Annotated in this window: 15 protein-coding genes; 6 read left to right on the top strand and 9 right to left on the bottom strand. The window is 72.6% G+C overall.

Annotated features, from left to right (window positions below; translation table 11 throughout):
* Nucleotides 1-84: 84 nt before the first annotated feature.
* Both ACWDYJ_RS21015 and ACWDYJ_RS21010 read right to left on the bottom strand, forming a co-directional pair.
* Nucleotides 85-2,307, bottom strand: a complete 2,223-nt coding sequence (locus ACWDYJ_RS21015; RefSeq protein ID WP_451567089.1) for an NADP-dependent isocitrate dehydrogenase — start codon at nucleotides 2,305-2,307, stop codon at nucleotides 85-87.
* A 237-nt stretch (nucleotides 2,308-2,544) separates the two neighbouring features.
* Nucleotides 2,545-2,898, bottom strand: coding sequence for a DUF805 domain-containing protein (locus ACWDYJ_RS21010; protein ID WP_451567088.1), 354 nt, complete (start codon nucleotides 2,896-2,898; stop codon nucleotides 2,545-2,547).
* 262 nt (nucleotides 2,899-3,160) lie between these two features.
* On the opposite strand from ACWDYJ_RS21010, the gene ACWDYJ_RS21005 reads away from it, so the two are divergent.
* Nucleotides 3,161-4,234, top strand: a complete 1,074-nt coding sequence (locus tag ACWDYJ_RS21005; RefSeq protein WP_451567087.1) for an NAD-dependent epimerase/dehydratase family protein — start codon at nucleotides 3,161-3,163, stop codon at nucleotides 4,232-4,234.
* 269 nt (nucleotides 4,235-4,503) lie between these two features.
* Here ACWDYJ_RS21005 and ACWDYJ_RS21000 read toward each other — a convergent pair whose 3' ends face one another.
* Nucleotides 4,504-4,662: a winged helix-turn-helix domain-containing protein gene (locus ACWDYJ_RS21000; RefSeq protein ID WP_451567108.1), complete on the bottom strand. Its 159-nt coding sequence runs from the start codon at nucleotides 4,660-4,662 to the stop codon at nucleotides 4,504-4,506.
* Between the two features lie 143 nt (nucleotides 4,663-4,805).
* Between ACWDYJ_RS21000 and ACWDYJ_RS20995 the strand changes: the two genes are divergently transcribed.
* The 3 genes from ACWDYJ_RS20995 (at nucleotide 4,806) to ACWDYJ_RS20985 (ending at nucleotide 7,759) form a co-directional block, all read left to right on the top strand.
* Nucleotides 4,806-5,516, top strand: a complete 711-nt coding sequence (locus ACWDYJ_RS20995) for a glycosyltransferase family 2 protein (RefSeq protein WP_451567086.1) — start codon at nucleotides 4,806-4,808, stop codon at nucleotides 5,514-5,516.
* Nucleotides 5,517-5,530: 14 nt separating this feature from the next.
* A complete protein-coding gene (locus ACWDYJ_RS20990) occupies nucleotides 5,531-6,175 on the top strand; it encodes a TIGR04282 family arsenosugar biosynthesis glycosyltransferase (protein ID WP_451567107.1) in 645 nt (214 codons plus the stop codon).
* 144 nt (nucleotides 6,176-6,319) lie between these two features.
* Nucleotides 6,320-7,759, top strand: coding sequence for a glycosyltransferase 87 family protein (locus tag ACWDYJ_RS20985; protein WP_451567085.1), 1,440 nt, complete (start codon nucleotides 6,320-6,322; stop codon nucleotides 7,757-7,759).
* Here the strand turns inward: ACWDYJ_RS20985 and ACWDYJ_RS20980 are convergent.
* From ACWDYJ_RS20980 to ACWDYJ_RS20965, 4 genes are all read right to left on the bottom strand, one after another.
* A complete protein-coding gene (locus ACWDYJ_RS20980; protein ID WP_451567106.1) occupies nucleotides 7,732-8,553 on the bottom strand; it encodes a chitosanase in 822 nt (273 codons plus the stop codon). The genes ACWDYJ_RS20985 and ACWDYJ_RS20980 overlap by 28 nt on opposite strands.
* 210 nt (nucleotides 8,554-8,763) lie before the next feature.
* Entirely contained in the window at nucleotides 8,764-9,846 is a 1,083-nt protein-coding gene (corA, locus tag ACWDYJ_RS20975) for a magnesium/cobalt transporter CorA (RefSeq protein WP_451567084.1), read from the bottom strand.
* A 94-nt stretch (nucleotides 9,847-9,940) separates the two neighbouring features.
* Nucleotides 9,941-10,252 (bottom strand): hypothetical protein, encoded by a 312-nt coding sequence (locus tag ACWDYJ_RS20970; protein ID WP_451567083.1) that lies wholly within the window; start codon nucleotides 10,250-10,252, stop codon nucleotides 9,941-9,943.
* A gap of 171 nt (nucleotides 10,253-10,423) precedes the next feature.
* The gene (locus ACWDYJ_RS20965) at nucleotides 10,424-11,335 is read right to left on the bottom strand and encodes a LysR family transcriptional regulator ArgP (protein ID WP_451567105.1); all 912 of its coding nucleotides are present in this window, start codon (nucleotides 11,333-11,335) and stop codon (nucleotides 10,424-10,426) included.
* A gap of 68 nt (nucleotides 11,336-11,403) precedes the next feature.
* Here ACWDYJ_RS20965 and ACWDYJ_RS20960 point away from each other — a divergent pair, with 68 nt between their 5' ends.
* Nucleotides 11,404-12,027, top strand: a complete 624-nt coding sequence (locus tag ACWDYJ_RS20960; RefSeq protein ID WP_451567082.1) for a LysE/ArgO family amino acid transporter — start codon at nucleotides 11,404-11,406, stop codon at nucleotides 12,025-12,027.
* 142 nt (nucleotides 12,028-12,169) lie between these two features.
* Entirely contained in the window at nucleotides 12,170-13,228 is a 1,059-nt protein-coding gene (locus ACWDYJ_RS20955) for an NUDIX domain-containing protein (protein ID WP_451567081.1), read from the top strand.
* Between the two features lie 156 nt (nucleotides 13,229-13,384).
* On the opposite strand, the gene ACWDYJ_RS20950 is transcribed toward ACWDYJ_RS20955, so the two are convergent.
* Entirely contained in the window at nucleotides 13,385-14,398 is a 1,014-nt protein-coding gene (locus ACWDYJ_RS20950; RefSeq protein WP_451567080.1) for an alpha/beta hydrolase family protein, read from the bottom strand.
* Nucleotides 14,399-14,657: 259 nt separating this feature from the next.
* Complete coding sequence (locus ACWDYJ_RS20945; protein WP_451567079.1) at nucleotides 14,658-16,472, bottom strand: ABC transporter ATP-binding protein; 1,815 nt, start codon at nucleotides 16,470-16,472, stop codon at nucleotides 14,658-14,660.
* Nucleotides 16,473-16,553 lie beyond the last annotated feature (81 nt).

Raw genomic sequence — 16,553 nt, 5'->3', positions numbered from 1 at the left:
GGATGAACACCGCATACGGGTCCGCCCCGGCCGGGCGCGATGCCGGCCGGGGCGGACCCATGGTGCTGGTGCGGATCAGCGGCGTCAGCCCAGGATCGTGAGCGCCTGGTTCAGGGTCGCGGACGGGCGCATGACCGCCTCGGCCTTGGCCGGGTCGGGCCGGAAGTACCCGCCGATGTCGACCGGGGAGCCCTGGACGGCGATGAGCTCGGAGACGATGGTCTGCTCCTGCTCGGCCAGCGTCTTGGCGAGGGCCTCGAAGGAGGCCGCCAGCTCGGCGTCCTCGGTCTGCTTGGCCAGCTCCTGCGCCCAGTACAGCGCGAGGTAGAAGTGGCTGCCGCGGTTGTCGATGCCGCCCAGCTTGCGGCTCGGCGACTTGTCCTCGTTGAGGAAGGTGCCGGTCGCGCGGTCCAGAGTGTCGGCCAGCACCTGGGCGCGGGCGTTGCCGGTGGTCGTCGCGAGGTGCTCGAAGCTGGCCGCCAGCGCGAAGAACTCGCCGAGCGAGTCCCAGCGCAGGTAGTTCTCCTTGACCAGCTGCTGCACGTGCTTCGGGGCGGAGCCGCCGGCGCCCGTCTCGAAGAGGCCGCCGCCGTTCATCAGCGGGACGACCGACAGCATCTTGGCGCTGGTGCCCAGCTCCAGGATCGGGAAGAGGTCGGTCAGGTAGTCGCGCAGCACGTTGCCGGTGACCGAGATGGTGTTCTCGCCGCGGCGGGTGCGCTCCAAGGAGAAGGCGGTGGCCTCGACCGGGGAGAGGATCTTGATGGTCAGACCCTCGGTGTCGTGGTCGGCGAGGTACGTCGTGACCTTGGCGATGAGCCGCGCGTCGTGCGCGCGGGTCTCGTCGAGCCAGAAGACGGCCGGGTCGCCGGTGGCGCGGGCGCGGGTGACGGCGAGCTTGACCCAGTCGCGGATCGGCAGGTCCTTGGTCTGGCAGGCGCGGAAGATGTCGCCCTTGGCGACCTGCTGCTCCAGGACCACGTTGCCCGCGGTGTCGACGAGGCGGACGGTGCCGGCGGCGGCGACCTCGAAGGTCTTGTCGTGGCTGCCGTACTCCTCGGCCGCCTGCGCCATGAGGCCGACGTTCGAGACCGAGCCCATGGTGGACGGGTCGTACGCGCCGTGCGCGCGGCAGTCGTCGATGACGACCTGGTAGACACCGGCGTAGCTGCTGTCCGGCAGGACGGCGAGGGTGTCGGCCTCCTGGCCGTCGGGGCCCCACATGTGGCCGGAGGTGCGGATCATGGCCGGCATGGAGGCGTCGACGATGACGTCGCTCGGGACGTGCAGGTTGGTGATGCCCTTGTCGGAGTCGACCATCGCGAGGGCGGGGCCCTCGGCGAGCTCGGCGTCGAAGGAGGCCTTGACGGCGTCGCCCTCGGGCAGCGCGGCGAGACCGTTCAGGATGCCGCCGAGGCCGTCGTTCGCGGACAGGCCGGCGGCGGCGAGGGTCTCGCCGTACCGCGCGAAGGTCTTCGGGAAGAAGGCCCGGACCACGTGGCCGAAGATGATCGGGTCGGAGACCTTCATCATCGTGGCCTTGAGGTGCACGGAGAACAGCACGCCCTCGTCCTTGGCGCGGGCGATCTGCGCGTTCAGGAAGGTGCGCAGGGCGTCGACGTGCAGGACGGACGCGTCCACGACCTCACCGGCCAGGACCGGTACGGAGTCGCGCAGCACCGTGGTGGTGACGCCGTCGGCGCTGACGTGCTCGATGCGCAGCGTGCCGGCCTCGGCGATCACGGTGGACTTCTCGGTGGAGCGGAAGTCCTCGGCGCCCATGGTGGCGACGTTCGTCTTCGACTCGGGGCTCCAGGCGCCCATGCGGTGCGGGTGAGCCTTGGCGTAGTTCTTCACCGAGGCGGGGGCGCGGCGGTCGGAGTTGCCCTCGCGCAGGACCGGGTTGACGGCGCTGCCCTTGACCTTGTCGTAGCGGGCGCGGACCTCGCGCTCCGCGTCGTTCTTCGGGTCGTCCGGGTAGTCCGGGAGGGCGTAGCCCTGGCCCTGGAGCTCGGCGATCGCGGCCTTCAGCTGCGGGATCGAGGCCGAGATGTTGGGAAGCTTGATGATGTTCGCCTCGGGCGTCTTCGCCAGCTCGCCGAGCTCGGCGAGGGCGTCGGCGACGCGCTGGCCCTCCGGGAGGCGGTCGGGGAAGCTGGCGATGATCCGACCGGCCAGGGAGATGTCACGGGTCTCGACATTCACACCGGCCGTCGACGCGTAAGCCTGGACCACAGGCAGGAAGGAATACGTCGCGAGGGCCGGGGCCTCGTCAGTGTGCGTGTAGATGATGGTCGAGTCAGTCACCGGATGCTCCGCTCCACAGTCTGCGTCTCTCGTCTGCAACATTGCTCGACATCAAGATATCTCGTGATCGGCCCGGCCGGGACAGCCCCCTGCCGCAAGCTCCGGGAGACACGTGTCACGTCCGCGCTCGTCCACCCGGCCGGGTCCGGTCGCGGTCCGGTGCGCCCCGCTCGCGCACGGCGAAAGCGCCGCCACCGACCGGGAGCGGTCGATGGCGGCGCCGGGTGGATCGGTGGCTCAGGCGTGGACCTGCTTGGGGTTCGCGCCGTACACGTTCGGTCCGGCGTGGCCTTCGGTGGCCATGAGGACGAGCAGCCAGATCCAGCCGACGAACGGAATCAGGCCGACGAGGTACCACCAGCCGGACTTGCCGATGTCGTGCAGGCGGCGGACGCTGAGGCCGAGACTCGGAAGGAAGACGGCGAGGCTGTAGATCCAGGTGATGACCGGGTAACTCCCCAGCGCGAAGTCGACCGCCATGAGGACGGCGACGATCGGGATGCTGCACAGGACGAACATCCAGTACTCCTGGCGGCGCGCACGGCCGGAGAAGTCCGCGTAGCGCTTGATGACGTCGACGTAGTAGTGCACGAGTCCCCCCTACGGACGGGATCGACGGCCCCTCCAGCGGAACGGGGCCGGGCCGGACTTATGCCCTCCTTACGGCACGCTCAAGCCGTTTCGCGGCATCCAATACAGGCCAGCGCCCTTGGTGCGAAAGGGAGTTGGGGTTCACGGGAGGGATCCGGCGGGCCTGCCTGGTGAGGATGCGACGGGGGTGACGGGTGACGGAAGTCTTGCGCGAGAGCGTGGCGGGACCCGGACGCGGCCGACGCTCCGTAGCGTCCGTCTCATGCGTGTACTCGTCACCGGAGGAGCCGGGTTCATCGGCTCGCACATCGTCACGGCACTGCGCCGGCGCGGGCACGACCCCGTCGTCCTGGACGCGCTGCTCCCCGCCGCCCACCCGGTCCCGCCACCGGTGCCCGACACGGGATTCCTTCGGGGAGACGTACGCGATCCCGAAACCGTACGGGCCGCCCTGCGCGGGGTGGACGCCGTGTGCCACCAGGCGGCGATGGTCGGACTCGGCAAGGACTTCGCCGACGCGCCGCGGTACGTCGCCGTCAACGACCTCGGGACGGCGGTCCTGCTCGCGGCGATGGCCGACGCGGGGGTGCGCGGCCTCGTCCTGGCGGGGTCGATGGTCGTCTACGGGGAGGGCCGGTACGCGTGCCCGCGCCACGGTGTCGTCCGCCCGGGGCCGCGCCGCGCGGCCGATCTCGCCGAAGGCCGCTTCGAACCCCGATGCCCGTCCTGCCGGGCGGAGTTGACGCCCGGCCTGGTGGGTGAGGACGCCCCCGCCGACCCCCGCAACGTGTACGCCACGACGAAGCTCGCCCAGGAGCACCTGTCCGCCGCGTGGGCCCGGTGCGTGGACGGCCGGGCGGTGTCGCTGCGCTACCACAACGTGTACGGGCCGGGGATGCCGCGCGACACCCCGTACGCGGGGGTGGCCTCCTTCTTCCGCTCCGCGCTGGCCCGGGGCGAGGCCCCACGGGTCTTCGAGGACGGGGCGCAGCGGCGGGACTTCGTCCATGTCGGCGATGTGGCGGAGGCCAACGTGGTGGCGCTGGAGGCGCTGGGCACCGTCGCGCCGGGCGGCTGCACCCCGTACAACACCGGGAGCGGCGATCCGCGCACGATCGGGGAGATGGCCTTGGCCCTGGCGGCCGCCCACGGCGGCCCGGCGCCGGTGATCACCGGGGAGTTCCGGCTCGGCGACGTCCGCCACATCACGGCCGACTCGAGCCGGCTGCGCGCCGACCTGGGCTGGCGGCCCCGGACCGACTTCGCGACGGGCATGAGGCAATTCGCCCACGCCCCCCAACGCCCGGCCGCCACCTCCAGCCCCGGCGGGGTTTGAGGCGCGGGTCCGGGGCGGAGCCCTGGGGGTTACGCCGACCCGCCCGGAAGCGGCGGCAGGGTCACCACGCCGAGGTCGTGCGCGGAGAGGAACATGGCCTGGGCGACGGCCGGCGTGCCGGCCGGCATGGCCGTGACGGTGACGGCGGCGATGACCGTGAGGGAGACGGCCCGCCGAACGGTGGCGCACCAGGCGGAGCACGACCGCGCCGAGTATCCCGGCGCAGGCGGCCCCGCCGAGGGCGAAGAGGGCGATGAGCGGGAGGTCCTTCACGCCCGCTCCCCTTCCGGCCCGGTTGCGGCGACCGGCTCGAAGCGGTAGCCCACACCCCACACCGTCTGGATCAGGCGCGGCCGCCCCGGACTCTCCTCGACCTTGGCGCGCAGCCTGCGTACGCGCACTGTCACCGTTGACAGGTCACCATTCAGGCGGCGCGTCCATGCTCATGCCGTCCAGCCTGCCATCCGGGGGCCTTCGCGGAAGGGCCGCACCGGGGCCGTCGGGTCGACGTCCGCGTTTCGTAAGGAGTCCACGGCCCTTTTCCGGGCCGGTGATTCCTACCGTGGGACCCGTGACCGTGACCGTGAGTGTTGACGTCGTCCTCCCCTGCCTGAACGAGGCCGAGGCCCTGCCGTGGGTGCTCGCCCGGATCCCGGACGGCTGGCGGGCCCTGGTCGTGGACAACGGGTCCACCGACGGCTCCGCCGACGTCGCCCGCGCGCTGGGCGCCACCGTGGTGTCCGAGCCCCGGCGCGGTTTCGGCGCCGCCTGCCACGCCGGACTGCTCGCCGCCGAGGCGGAGTTCGTCTGCTTCTGCGACTGCGACGCCTCCCTCGATCCCGGGCTGCTCGACGGATTCGTGGCCGCCGTGGCCGCCGGTGAGGCCGATCTCGTCCTGGGCCGGCGCAGGCCGCGCGGCCGGGGCAGCTGGCCCGCGCACGCACGGGCCGGGAACCTGGTGCTGGCCCGGCTGCTGCGCCGGCGGACCGGCCTGAAGCTGCGCGATCTGGGCCCGCTGCGCGCCGTACGGCGCGAGGAGCTGCTCGCGCTCGGGTTGTCCGACCGGCGCTCGGGCTATCCGCTGCAAATGGTGGTCCGGGCGGCGGACGAGGGCTGGCGGATCCGGGAGGTGGACGTGCCGTACCTGCCCCGGTCGGGGAAGTCCAAGGTGACCGGGACCTGGCGCGGCACCTGGCAGGCCGTGCGTGACATGAGCCGGATCCTCGCGGAACCGCCCGTCGCGCACGGCGACGGCGCCACCCCCGCCGGAGGTGCCCGGTGACCCCGGACACGGCGATGACCCCGGCCACCCCGGTGACCACGCTGCTCGTGATCGCCAAGGAGCCGCTGCCCGGACGGGTCAAGACCCGGCTCACCCCGCCGTTCACCCCCGCCGAGGCGGCCGCGCTGGCCGAGGCCGCGCTCGCCGACACCCTGGCCGCCGTGGCCGCGACTCCGGCCGGGCGGCGGGTGCTCGTCCTGGAAGGGCGGCCCGGACCCTGGCTGCCGCCCGGCTTCGAGGTGCTCCCGCAGGCGGCCGGGACACTGGACGAACGGCTCGCGGCGGCGTTCGGGTCGTGTGCCGGGCCCGCGCTGCTGATCGGGATGGATACGCCCCAGGTCACGCCGGAGCTGCTGGCCGGCGTGACGGAACCGGCGGGCTGGTCGACGTACGACGCCTGGTTCGGGCCCGCCGTGGACGGCGGGTTCTGGGCGCTGGGCCTCGCGGTCCCGGATCCCGCCCTGCTGCGCGGCGTACCGATGTCCGTGCCCGAGACCGGCGCCGTGCAGTACGAGCGGCTGCGCGCCGCCGGGCTGCGGATCGGCCGGCTGCCGCTGCTGCGGGACGTGGACACCGCCGATGACGCCGGGCTGGTGGCGGCGCAGGCCCCGGCGGGGGCCTTCGCGGCCCGGCTCGCGGAACTCGGCGGTGTCCGGTGAGTACCGCACCGCGGTCGCGGCGACGGCCGACCGGTACCTCACAACCGCCGCCCGGCCCTCCACGGGCCGTCCGACACCTTACGGAACGCGGACACCGGGCCGGGTCGGGCGTTCGTGACCGGCCCGCGCTGCCAGGCTGACGGCATGAACCACGCCCGCCCCCGGATCCCGGTCGCCGTGACCCTGCTGCTGCTCGCCGCGCTGACCGCCGTACTGGTGCCGGCCGTCCGGCACCCGGGCTACGCCACCGATCCGGCCGGACTCCTCTGGTGGTACGCGGCCGCCTGGGCCCTGTTCGGCGTTGCCGCCTGGTCGCTGCGCCGGGTGCCGCGCCGTCACGCGGCCCGGCTGGTGGCGGCCGGCGCCGTGGCGGTGGCCGCCGCCGGGCTGGCCGGGCCGCCGCTGACGAGCAGCGACTCCTTCCGCTACGCCTGGGACGGCCGGGTCCAGGCCGCCGGGATCTCCCCCTACGACCACGCCCCGGCGGATCCCGCCCTGCGGGCCCTGCGCGACGACTGGCTGTTCCCGCGCGGTACGGCCGCCTGCGCCGGACCGGACCGGGTGCCGGTCGGCCCCGGGATCTGCACGCGGATCAACCGCCCGACCGTCCACACCGTCTATCCCCCGGTGGCGCAGGGCTACTTCGCGTTGGTGCACGCCCTCTCCCCGCCGGACGTACGCCACAAGGCGCTGCAGTGCGGCGGGGCCCTGCTCTCCCTCGGCGTCACGGGGGCGCTGCTGGCGGTCCTGCGCCGCCGGGGCGCGGACCCTTCCGCGGCCGCGTACTGGGCGTGGTGCCCGGCCGTGGCGGTGGAGGCGGTCAACAACGCGCACGTCGACGTGCTCGCCGTGCTGCTGTCGGTGGCCGCGCTGGGCACGGTGGCGCGCCGACGGGTGGTCGGCGGCGCGCTGTTCGGGCTGGCGGTCGCGGCGAAGCTGCTGCCGGCCGTGCTGCTGCCGGGCGCGCTGGCCGGCGTACGGCGGTGGCGGGACGCGGCGGCCGTGCTGCTGCCCGCGGCCGCGGTGGTGGGGCTGGTGTACCTGCCGTACGTGTCGGCGTCGCGGTCCTCGGTGTTCGGCTACCTGGGCGGCTACTCCGAGGAGGAGGGGTACGAGGACCCGGGCGCGGGCGGGCGGTACGCGCTGCTGCGGCTGGTGCTCCCGGACGCCTGGGCGATCCCGGCGGTGGCGCTCGGGATGCTCGCGGTGGTGGCGTACGTCTGGCGGCGGGGTGATCCCGAATGCCCTTGGAGCGCGGCCCTGTTGGTAACGGGGGCGGCCTTCCTGCTGATGACCCCGGGGTACTCCTGGTACGCGCTGCCGCTGGTCGCCCTGGTGGCGCTGGACGGTCGCGCCGAGTGGCTGGGCGTCGCGGTCGCGGGCGCGGCGGCGTACGTCGGCGGGCGGGCGCTGGGCGGTGCGACGGTGGAGGTGGCGTACGGCCTGGCGGGTGCGGCGGTGGCCGGCGGATGGTGGGTGCGCCGCCGTGCCGGCGCTTTGAGGCGCGGGGCCCGGGGCGGGAAGGGGGCCCGCCCCGGGCAGCGTGCGGGCGGCGGTCAGCCGATGTGGAAGGAGTCCCCGTAGACCTTCCAGTCGAGCGGCGTGTTCAGGTTCAGGTTCCCCTTCTTCAGGAAGACCCGTTGGGCGGTGTCGACGCGGCTGGTGTCGCTGTGCGCCTCCTCCTGCTTCATCGCCCAGACGCGGGCGTCGAGGAAGGCACCGAGCCAGACGGCCTCGTTGCCGCCCTGGGAGGGGGGCTTGGCCTTGGACATCGCCCGCTTGCGGATGTTGCGGAAGCTGGTGGAGTCGGTGCCGTCGCCGTGCATGACGATGGCGTCGTAGTAGATGAACTGGCCGAGTACGCCGACCCCGTCCGACTTGCCCTGCTTGACGGCCGGGTTGAAGTAGACCCGGTCGCGCTCGCGGTCCTGGGCCTTCCTGAACGCGCTGTCCTGGGCGGCCTTCGCCCAGTCCCGGGTGAAGTTCGGGTCGAGGCCGGCGTGCGAGTCGGTTCCGTCGACCTTGCGCAGGGCCGGCAGGTACTTGGCGAGCACGTTGCCCGGCTTGACCTGCGTGTAGTACTCGACGAGGTCGAGCATGTCGCCGGTGCCGGAACAGAAGCCGATGATCCCGGCCGTGTAGCCGCGGCCGTCGTCTATGTCCTCGATGTACTTGTACTGCGCCTTCCAGTTCAGCGTGGAGTTCTCCGCGCTGGAGACGATCTGCATGGCGATCTCCTTCTTCGCCGGATCGTCGAGCCCGACCGCCGCCGCGGCGGCGGAGGCCCGGGTCGCGGGGGTCGCCGCCGGGTCGGCGGTGGCGTGCGCCGCGACAGGGGCGGTGAGCAGGGCGGCGGCGAGGAGCGCGCCGATCGTCATCGTCTTGCGGTGAGGGGTGAACACAAGGCCTCCGTACGGTGGTTGAGGCGTCCCGATTCCGTTAGGAAACTTTCCTACCAGATATCGCGGCGCGCCAACAGACACCGGCGCGTCCACTTCGCCGGACAGGCGTCACCGTTCCGCCAGAAGTAGACGCTGTCTACATGTTCAAGACCTGCCGAGTGTCAACAACGCTCGTGATCAATACACCTAGAGCCAGCCGGCCCGCCGGAAGCGGCGGTGGATGGTGAAGCAGGCGACCGCCATGACACCGACGACCAGTGGGTATCCGTACGTCCAGCGCAGTTCGGGCATGTACTCGAAGTTCATGCCGTAGACCCCGCAGACCATCGTCGGGACGGCGATGATCGCCGCCCAGGCCGTGATCTTGCGCATGTCCTCGTTCTGGGCGACCGTCACCTGCGCGAGGTGGGCCTGGAGGATGGAGTCGAGGAGGCCGTCGTAGGCGCCGATCTGGTCGGTGGCACGGGTCAGATGGTCGGCCACGTCGCGGAAGTACGCGCGTATCTCCGGCGCGATGACCGGTATCGGCTGCGTGGCGAGCTGCTCGAGCGGCCGGCCCAGCGGCGCCACCGCCCGCCGCAGTTCGAGGAGTTCCCGCTTGAGCTGGTAGATCCGGCCCGCGTCGCCCCGGCCGCCGTCCTCGCTGAACACGGCGGACTCGACGGCGTCCATGTCGCGCTGCACGGCGTCCGTGACGGCCAGGTAGTCGTCGACCACGTGGTCCGCCATGGCGTGGAGCACGGCCGCCGGGCCCATGGCCAGCTGTTCCGGCTCGGCTTCGAGGGCCTCCCGGACCGGGCCGAGGGTGCCGCGGCCGCCGTGCCGGATGGTGATGACGAAGTCCTGCCCGACGAAAGCCATCAACTCGCCCGTGTCGACCACCTCGCTGGTCGCCGTCAGCTCGTCGTGGTCGACGTAGCGGACGGTCTTGAAGACGGCGAAGAGGGTGTCGTCGTAGCGCTCCACCTTGGGCCGCTGGTGCGCGTTGACGGCGTCCTCGACGGCGAGCGGGTGCAGGCCGAACAGCGTGGCGAGGCCTGCGAGCTCTTCCTGCGAGGGCTCGTGCAGGCCGATCCAGACGAAGCCGTCGCCGGTCTTGCGGACCCGGTGCAGCGCCTCCTCGGTCTCGGTGCAGCCGTCCTGGCGGATGCCGTTCTGGTAGGCCACGCAGTTGACCACGGCGCTGCCGAGCGGGGAGCGGGCCGGGTGGCTGAGGTCGACGGCCCGGCGGTAGCCGCGGCGCACGGCCCTGCGCAGGTTGCTGAACATGGACAACGGCGTACTCCCCTTCGGCGGATCAGCGCCCAGTGTGCCACCGCGACCACCGCCGCCCCACCAGGCCTTCGCCGTACCCGGACAGCGCCTACGGCCGGGCCGCCGCGCCGGCGCGGCGGGCGGCGCGGGCGAAGAGGGCCACCGCCGTGGCGGCGCAGGCCACGGACACCACCGTGCACGTCATGACCACGCCGGTCCCGGCGCCCGCCATCCGCGGCAGGGCGTTGAAGGGCGCGGGCAGCCACACCGCGGTCATCGCCAGGGCGTACCAGCGCGGTTCCGCGACGCGGGCCCGGACCCAGGCGGGCGTCCGCCCGGCCAGGACGGCCGGCGGAAGAGGCAGCAGGAGCAGCGTCGCCGACGCCGGCGCGATGGCGTGGTACTGCGGGTTTCCGTTCATGCGGTCCCTTTCCGGTGTGGGGGTCACGATGGGGGCCGCTCTTTGCCGCGTTCATGCCAGGTCCCGGCAATCTGCGGCGCGGTCCCCCTGCCGTCCTTCCCTGCCGTCCTTCCCTGCCGCGTCAGCCACGGTCGACGAAGACGCCGACCGTGTCCGGGCAGCCGTCGCCGATCAGCCCGTCACCGGGCGCAGGGCCTGCGCCGCGGCCTCCGTGATCGCCCGCGCGGTCACCGCCAGCGCCGGCGAGTCCAGCTTCCACTGCTGCCAGTACAGCGGTACGTCCAGCGGCCGCCCCGGCGCGATCGGCACGAGCGCCCCCTCCCGCACCAGCGGCTCCGCCTGCTGTTCCGGCACCATGCCCCACCCCAGTCCGGCGGCCACCGCGTCGCGGAACCCCTCCGAGGTCGGCACCTGGTGCCGTGCGGCCGAAGCGCCCGCACCGCCGCCGGTCAGCGCCCGCACGAAGGCGTCCTGGAGGTCGTCGCGCCGGTCGAAGACGATCACCGGCGCCTCCCACAGGTCCCGCTCCGGGCGTCCCGTCAGATACCGGGCGGCGAAGCCGGGACTCGCCATCGGCAGGTAGCGCGCCAGCCCCAGCGCCCGTACGGTGCACCCCGCCACCGGGTCGGGCGAGGAGGTGACCGCCGCCATCACCTGCCCCTCCCGCAGCAGCGCCGTCGTATGGGACTCGTCCTCGCGGTACAGTTCGAAGCAGACCGGCGGGTCCTGCGGAACCCCGGTCAGCGCGGGCAGGAACCACGTGGCGAGCGAGTCCGCGTTCACCGCGATCGGCAGACGGACGGGGCCCAGCCCCTCGCCCAGCCCCATGCCGAGCTCGGCGCGGGCGTCCCGCTCCAGCCGGGCCAGTTGCCGTGCGAACCGGATCACGACCTGTCCGGATTCCGTCGGCCGCACCGGCTTCGTCCGCATGAGCAGCACGCGGCCGGTGCGCTGTTCCAGCGCCTTGACGCGCTGGCTGATGGCAGAGGGCGTCACGTGCAGGGCGGCGGCTGCCGCGTCGAAGGTGCCCTCGTCGACCACGGAGAGCAGCGTCCGTACCTGCTCGAGGGGAAGTTCTTCCATCACAGTCGCTAATGGTACGTAAAAATCTTTAGCTGTACGGGGACCGACGCGCTGCCTACGGTCGAGTCATGACACACGGCATCACCACAGCGGCCCTGGCGGGCTTCGGCACCGGCCTCTCCCTCATCGTCGCCATTGGCGCGCAGAACGCGTTCGTCCTGCGCCAAGGCGCGCGCCGCCACGCCGTCCTCCCCGTCGTCGCCATCTGCGCCCTGTCCGACGCGGCCTTGATCATCCTGGGCGTGGCCGGGGTCGGTGCCTTCGTCACCGCCTGGCCGGCCGCCCTGACCGCCGTCGCGATCGCCGGAGGCACCTTCCTGATCGGCTACGGGGTCCTCGCGGCCCGCCGGGTGCTGCGCCCCACCCCGGGCGCGGCGCTCACCGCGCGGGGCGCCGTCGCCGGGTCCGCCCGCGGGGCGGTCCTCACCTGCCTGGCCATGACCTGGCTCAACCCGCACGTCTACCTGGACACCGTCCTGCTGGTCGGCTCCCTGGCCGCAGACCGGGGCGACCTGCGCTGGGCCTTCGGCATCGGGGCCGTCCTGGCGAGTCTGGTCTGGTTCTGCACGCTGGGCTACGGGGCCCGGCTGCTCAGCGGCCTGCTGGCGCGGCCGTCCGCCTGGCGGGTACTGGACGGACTGGTCGCCACGACCATGGTCACGATGGGCGGAATGCTGCTCGCCCGGGCCTGAGGGGAGGGGGCGCCGGGGTTCTGGGGGTCCGGCGTGGTACTGATGCGGCGTACTGCCCGCCGCACCGGCCACCGGATCGTCTCAGCGCAACCTCCGCCCCGCCTGCGCCTCGCCCGCGTCCGCCCCAGAGGAGCCCGCCCCCGTGCCCGACCGCCCGCCGCCGCGCCCCTCCCCCGACTCCGTGCGCGCCTATTACGCCGCCCAGCCGTCCCCGCTCGTCGCCGCCACCGGGATCGTGCTCGACCCCCAAGGGCGGGTCCTCGTACTGACCACCTCCTACAAGGACGACCTGGAACTGCCGGGCGGCACCGTGGAGGACACCGAGACCCCGGAGGCGGGCCTGGCCCGCGAGCTGGAGGAGGAGCTGGATCTGGCGGTCCCCGTCGGCCGGCTGCTGGCCGTCGACTCCTGCCCGCCGGGCCCGCTCGGGCGCTCGATCGTCGTCCACGCGCACCTCGTGGGACCGCTCACCCCCACCCTGATCGAGGCGATCTCCTTCCCCGACGGAGAGGTCACCGAGGCCCGCTGGCTCACCCCCGAGGACGCCTGCGCCGCGCTCCCCGCCCGCGTCGCGCCACGACTGCGCGCCGGCCTGGCGGCGCTGCACTCGGGCTCGATCGCGCATCTGGTCGACGGCGTCCCCCAGCCCGGCTCGCCCGCGGGGTTCGACCCGGCGCAGCGCGCGGCCCTGGAGCACGCGGGCGCCTTCGACGCCGCCGGTCACCTCGCCGTCCGGCCCAAGGCGCTCACCGCGGCGAACGTGGTGTTCACCGACGCGGACGGCGCGGTCCTGCTGGTCCGGCCCGGCTACGGCGACCCGGGCCGCTGGCTGCTCCCCGGCGGCGGTGTCGACAGCGACCTCGGCGAGACCCCCCGTACCGCCGCCGCGCGAGAGGTCCGCGAGGAGATCGGCCTGGACCTCGCCCCCGGGCGCCTCCTCGCCGTCAACTGGGCCCACCGCCCCGGCCACCCGGCCCGCATCCGCTTCCTCTACGACGGCGGCGTCCTCGACCCCACCACCCTCGCCGAAATCCGCCTCCAGCCCACGGAGCTCCTGGGCTGGCGGACCGCGCGCCGGGAGGAGCTGCGCGGCCTGGTCAAACCGCTGCTGCGGCGCCAGATCGAGGCCTGCCTCACCGCCCTCGCGCAGGGCACCGGGCCCCTCGAACTCCACGAGGGCCGCCCCGTGGGCCAGGCCTGACGGTGCGCTGAGACGCCGGAGGCCTTCCCATGCCCCACCCCCGCCCGGTTCCACCGGCAACCACGCGGCCCGGCATCCTCCTGGCGGCGCCGCAACGGCTGGGACCCCTGAAGCGCGTGTGCCCGCTGTACTGCCGCAGCCCGATGTTCCAGCTCCTCAGGGCCGGTGGAACCGCACTTCCGGGAAGCGCGCCGACGGGCCGTCCAGGAGCGGCGCGTTCCTCCCGCGCAGGTGCGTGTCCACGAACGCGGTGACGTGCGCCCGGGTGATGGTGTCGGTACGATCACCGTCCAGGTCCTGGAGCGGGATGCCGAGCTGCTTGGCCAGGGGCGCCAGGTCGGTGAAGGACAGGTGCTCGGTGTCGTCGACGGTCAACCAGCGCTTCCAGCCGGTCAGTTCGGCCCAGGTCTCGTCCCACGTGGGATCGGGGCCGGCGGGTACATGACTGGGCTTGCCCAGCATCAGGAACGGCCGGTCCAGCGGAGTGTCGTTGGGGAAGTGGAAATTGCCGTCCATGTTGACCCCCGCCTTGACGCGCGGGTCGCGCAGCATGGCCGGAACCGTGCTGAAGCCGCCGGCCGAGTGCCCGACCATGGCGATCCGGTCGGTGTCGATGAGTGCGCCCCCCTTCCACGCCGGCCGCTCTCCGGTGAGTTCGTCGAGCACGAAGGAGATGTCCTCGGCCCGGACGGCGCCGACCTTGGGGTAGTCCCTGTTCTCGCACGCCACGCAGGAGGTCGTGCTCCCGTCGGGGAACGAGATGCCGCTGGCCTCGTAGTTGTGTCCGACCCCGGCGACGGCGTACCCACGGCTGGCGAGTTCCTCGGCCAGCCCGGTGAGGGTGGCGCGTGGCATTCCGAAGCCCGGTGACAGCACGACGAGGGGCAGCCCGCCCCGTATCCTCGACGGCTCGGCGTCAATGGTGGAGTGGGTCGCCACGGTGCTCAACAGCTCTGGCGGCAGGCCCAGTCGATTGGCCTGCGTGTACTGCGTGGACTCCGCGGGGGTCATGTAGGGCGCGGGCGTGTCCGAGGGCCTCACGGCCGGATACCAGAGGGAGACCATCAACTCCCGGTCGCCCAGAGGCACCCACGGGTCGGCCCGGCCCTCGTCCGTCAGGTGGACCGTGGCCCTGCCGACCGGATGACGCCCGGACGGCTCGGGCAACACGAGTGTGGCGCCAGGTGGTTGAACCGCCCCGGGGTCGGCCTGGGCGGTCGCGGTACAGGTCCCTGCCAGGGCCATGGCGACGGCAACAGCAACGCCCGCCAGATATATGCGTTTCACCGGATTCCCTCTGTCGACATCTCACCGCGACGGACCGTCGCGCGCTGATGCCTCCACGCTAGGGAGGGTGGGCGCGGCTGCCATCACCCCCTGGATGCAGGTCGGCGGCGGCCGTACATCCCTGGGGGTACATCCGCTCGGGTCAGTGCAGGTCGGCACTCGCGGGCGTGTCGTCGAGGAAGCCTCCCGACTGGTGCTGCCACAGCTTCGCGTAAGCGCCGTCGGCCGCGAGCAGCTCCTGGTGCGTGCCCTGCTCGACGATCCGCCCGCGGTCGAGGACGACGAGCCGGTCCATGGTGGCGACCGTGCTCAGTCGGTGGGCCACCACGAGCGCCGTCCGCCCGTCCATGAGCCGCCACAGCGCCTCCTGGACGAGGATCTCGCTCTCGGAGTCCAGGGCGCTCGTCGCCTCGTCGAGCAGGAGGATCGGCGCGTCGCGCAGGATCGCCCTGGCGAGGGCGACCCGCTGGCGCTGTCCGCCGGACAGCTTCACCCCGCGCTCGCCCACCAAGGTGTCGAAGCCGTCCGCAAGCGCGTCGGCGAACTCCGTGACGTGCGCCGCCTCGGCGGCGCGGCGGATCTCGGCGTCGGTGGCGTCCGGTCGGGCGAACGCGAGGTTGTCCCGCAGCGTGCGGTGGAACATCGCCGGGTCCTGCGGCACGTAGGCGATCAAGCTGCGCAGGTCGGCCTGAGTCAGCTTGCTGATGTCCTGCCCCCCGATCAGAATGCGGCCGGCGTCGATGTCCGTCATCCGCAGCAACAGCCGGGTGAGCGTGGTCTTGCCCCCGCCGGACCGGCCCACGAGACCGATCTTCGCCCCGCTGGGCACCACCAGGTCGAGGCCCTTGAAGAGCGGCTCCGCACCGGCATGACCGAAGGTCACCTGTTCGAAGCGCACGTCGGCGGCCTGGGACAGCAGCGGTTCCGGGCACACCGGGTCGAGCACGGTCGGCGGCGTCAGCAGCAGTTCGGTGAACTGCGCGGCCTCCGTCATCGAGCTCTCCAGGCGGCGGTAGATCTGGTTGAACTCGAACATGATCCGCGTTGCGTTGGTGTAGTAGGTGAAGGCGACGACGACCGGCTCCACGCCGTGCCCTCCCCCGGCGAGCGCGATGGCGAGCAGCAGGCCGAGCGTGATGGTCAGCACGGACATCGGCGCGACCAGCGTGTCGATGCGCAGGTTGCCGTAGTCCCACGAACGCAGCATGAGCCGCCGCGACTCCGCGACCCGCGACCGGTGCTCGGCGGCCTCGCGCTCCTCGGCGGCGAACGCCCGGACGGTGTCCATGTTCATCAGGCTGTCGGCGACATGACCCGACACCCGGGCGATCGCCTCCTCCCGCTGGTCGACGAGGGCTTGGCGGCGACGGATCAGAGGCGTCACACACAACGCCGTCAGTGCGATCATCGCCAGGAGCCCCACGACGAGCAGCGGTTCGTAGTGCCACAGCACCACCGATCCGAACAGCAGCGGCACGAAGCTGCCCACGACCGAGAACGTCAGCGTGTCGACGAACTCCTCGAAGCGGGAGGCGAAGCTCAGCACCCGCTTGGTCAGCGACCCGGCGAAGTTGTCGTGGAAGAAGGCGGCGTCCTTGGCGAACAGCTCTTCCATGCCGATCACGTACAGGTGCTCGACGCCGCGGGCGTCAACGCGGTTCAGGCAGTGCAGTCCGACGCGCCACAGCGTCTCCGCGAGCAACAGGACTCCGGCGAAGCCGAGGACATAGGGCAGCATCGAGCCGATACCGGTATCGGCGTCCCCCGCGATTCGGCCGACGAGCTTCGCGACGATCAGCGGTGCGATGTAGTGGATGCCGATGTTGCCCAGCGCCGGAAGCAGCATCGCGGGCACCGTCAGCCATCGGAGCCGGGCCAACTCCCGTCCATAGCAACGAAGCGCGAGGAGCACCGAGCCCCGGCGCGGTGAACCATCACGTAATTCGGGCGATCCCATCCCCACCCCACATGTTGTTGGACCGGCAGGCCAGGAATCGCAGTGTCCCGCAAGGGCGCCCACGCAGTCCAAGCGTTTTCC

The organism is Streptomyces sp. NPDC003042, from assembly GCF_053591315.1.
This window is presented reverse-complemented; position numbering and strand designations above follow the sequence as displayed.

Bases quoted from the DNA above. Each gene is read 5' to 3' on its own strand.
- ACWDYJ_RS20990 (WP_451567107.1), top strand. From the start codon at position 5,531: ATGACCCCGGCCACCCCGGTGACCACGCTGCTCGTGATCGCCAAGGAG.
- ACWDYJ_RS20945 (WP_451567079.1), bottom strand. From the start codon at position 16,472: ATGGGATCGCCCGAATTACGTGATGGTTCACCGCGCCGGGGCTCGGTG.
- corA (WP_451567084.1), bottom strand. From the start codon at position 9,846: ATGTTCAGCAACCTGCGCAGGGCCGTGCGCCGCGGCTACCGCCGGGCC.
- ACWDYJ_RS20965 (WP_451567105.1), bottom strand. From the start codon at position 11,335: ATGGAAGAACTTCCCCTCGAGCAGGTACGGACGCTGCTCTCCGTGGTC.
- ACWDYJ_RS20980 (WP_451567106.1), bottom strand. From the start codon at position 8,553: ATGACGATCGGCGCGCTCCTCGCCGCCGCCCTGCTCACCGCCCCTGTC.
- ACWDYJ_RS20960 (WP_451567082.1), top strand. From the start codon at position 11,404: ATGACACACGGCATCACCACAGCGGCCCTGGCGGGCTTCGGCACCGGC.
- ACWDYJ_RS20970 (WP_451567083.1), bottom strand. From the start codon at position 10,252: ATGAACGGAAACCCGCAGTACCACGCCATCGCGCCGGCGTCGGCGACG.
- ACWDYJ_RS20985 (WP_451567085.1), top strand. From the start codon at position 6,320: ATGAACCACGCCCGCCCCCGGATCCCGGTCGCCGTGACCCTGCTGCTG.
- ACWDYJ_RS21005 (WP_451567087.1), top strand. From the start codon at position 3,161: ATGCGTGTACTCGTCACCGGAGGAGCCGGGTTCATCGGCTCGCACATC.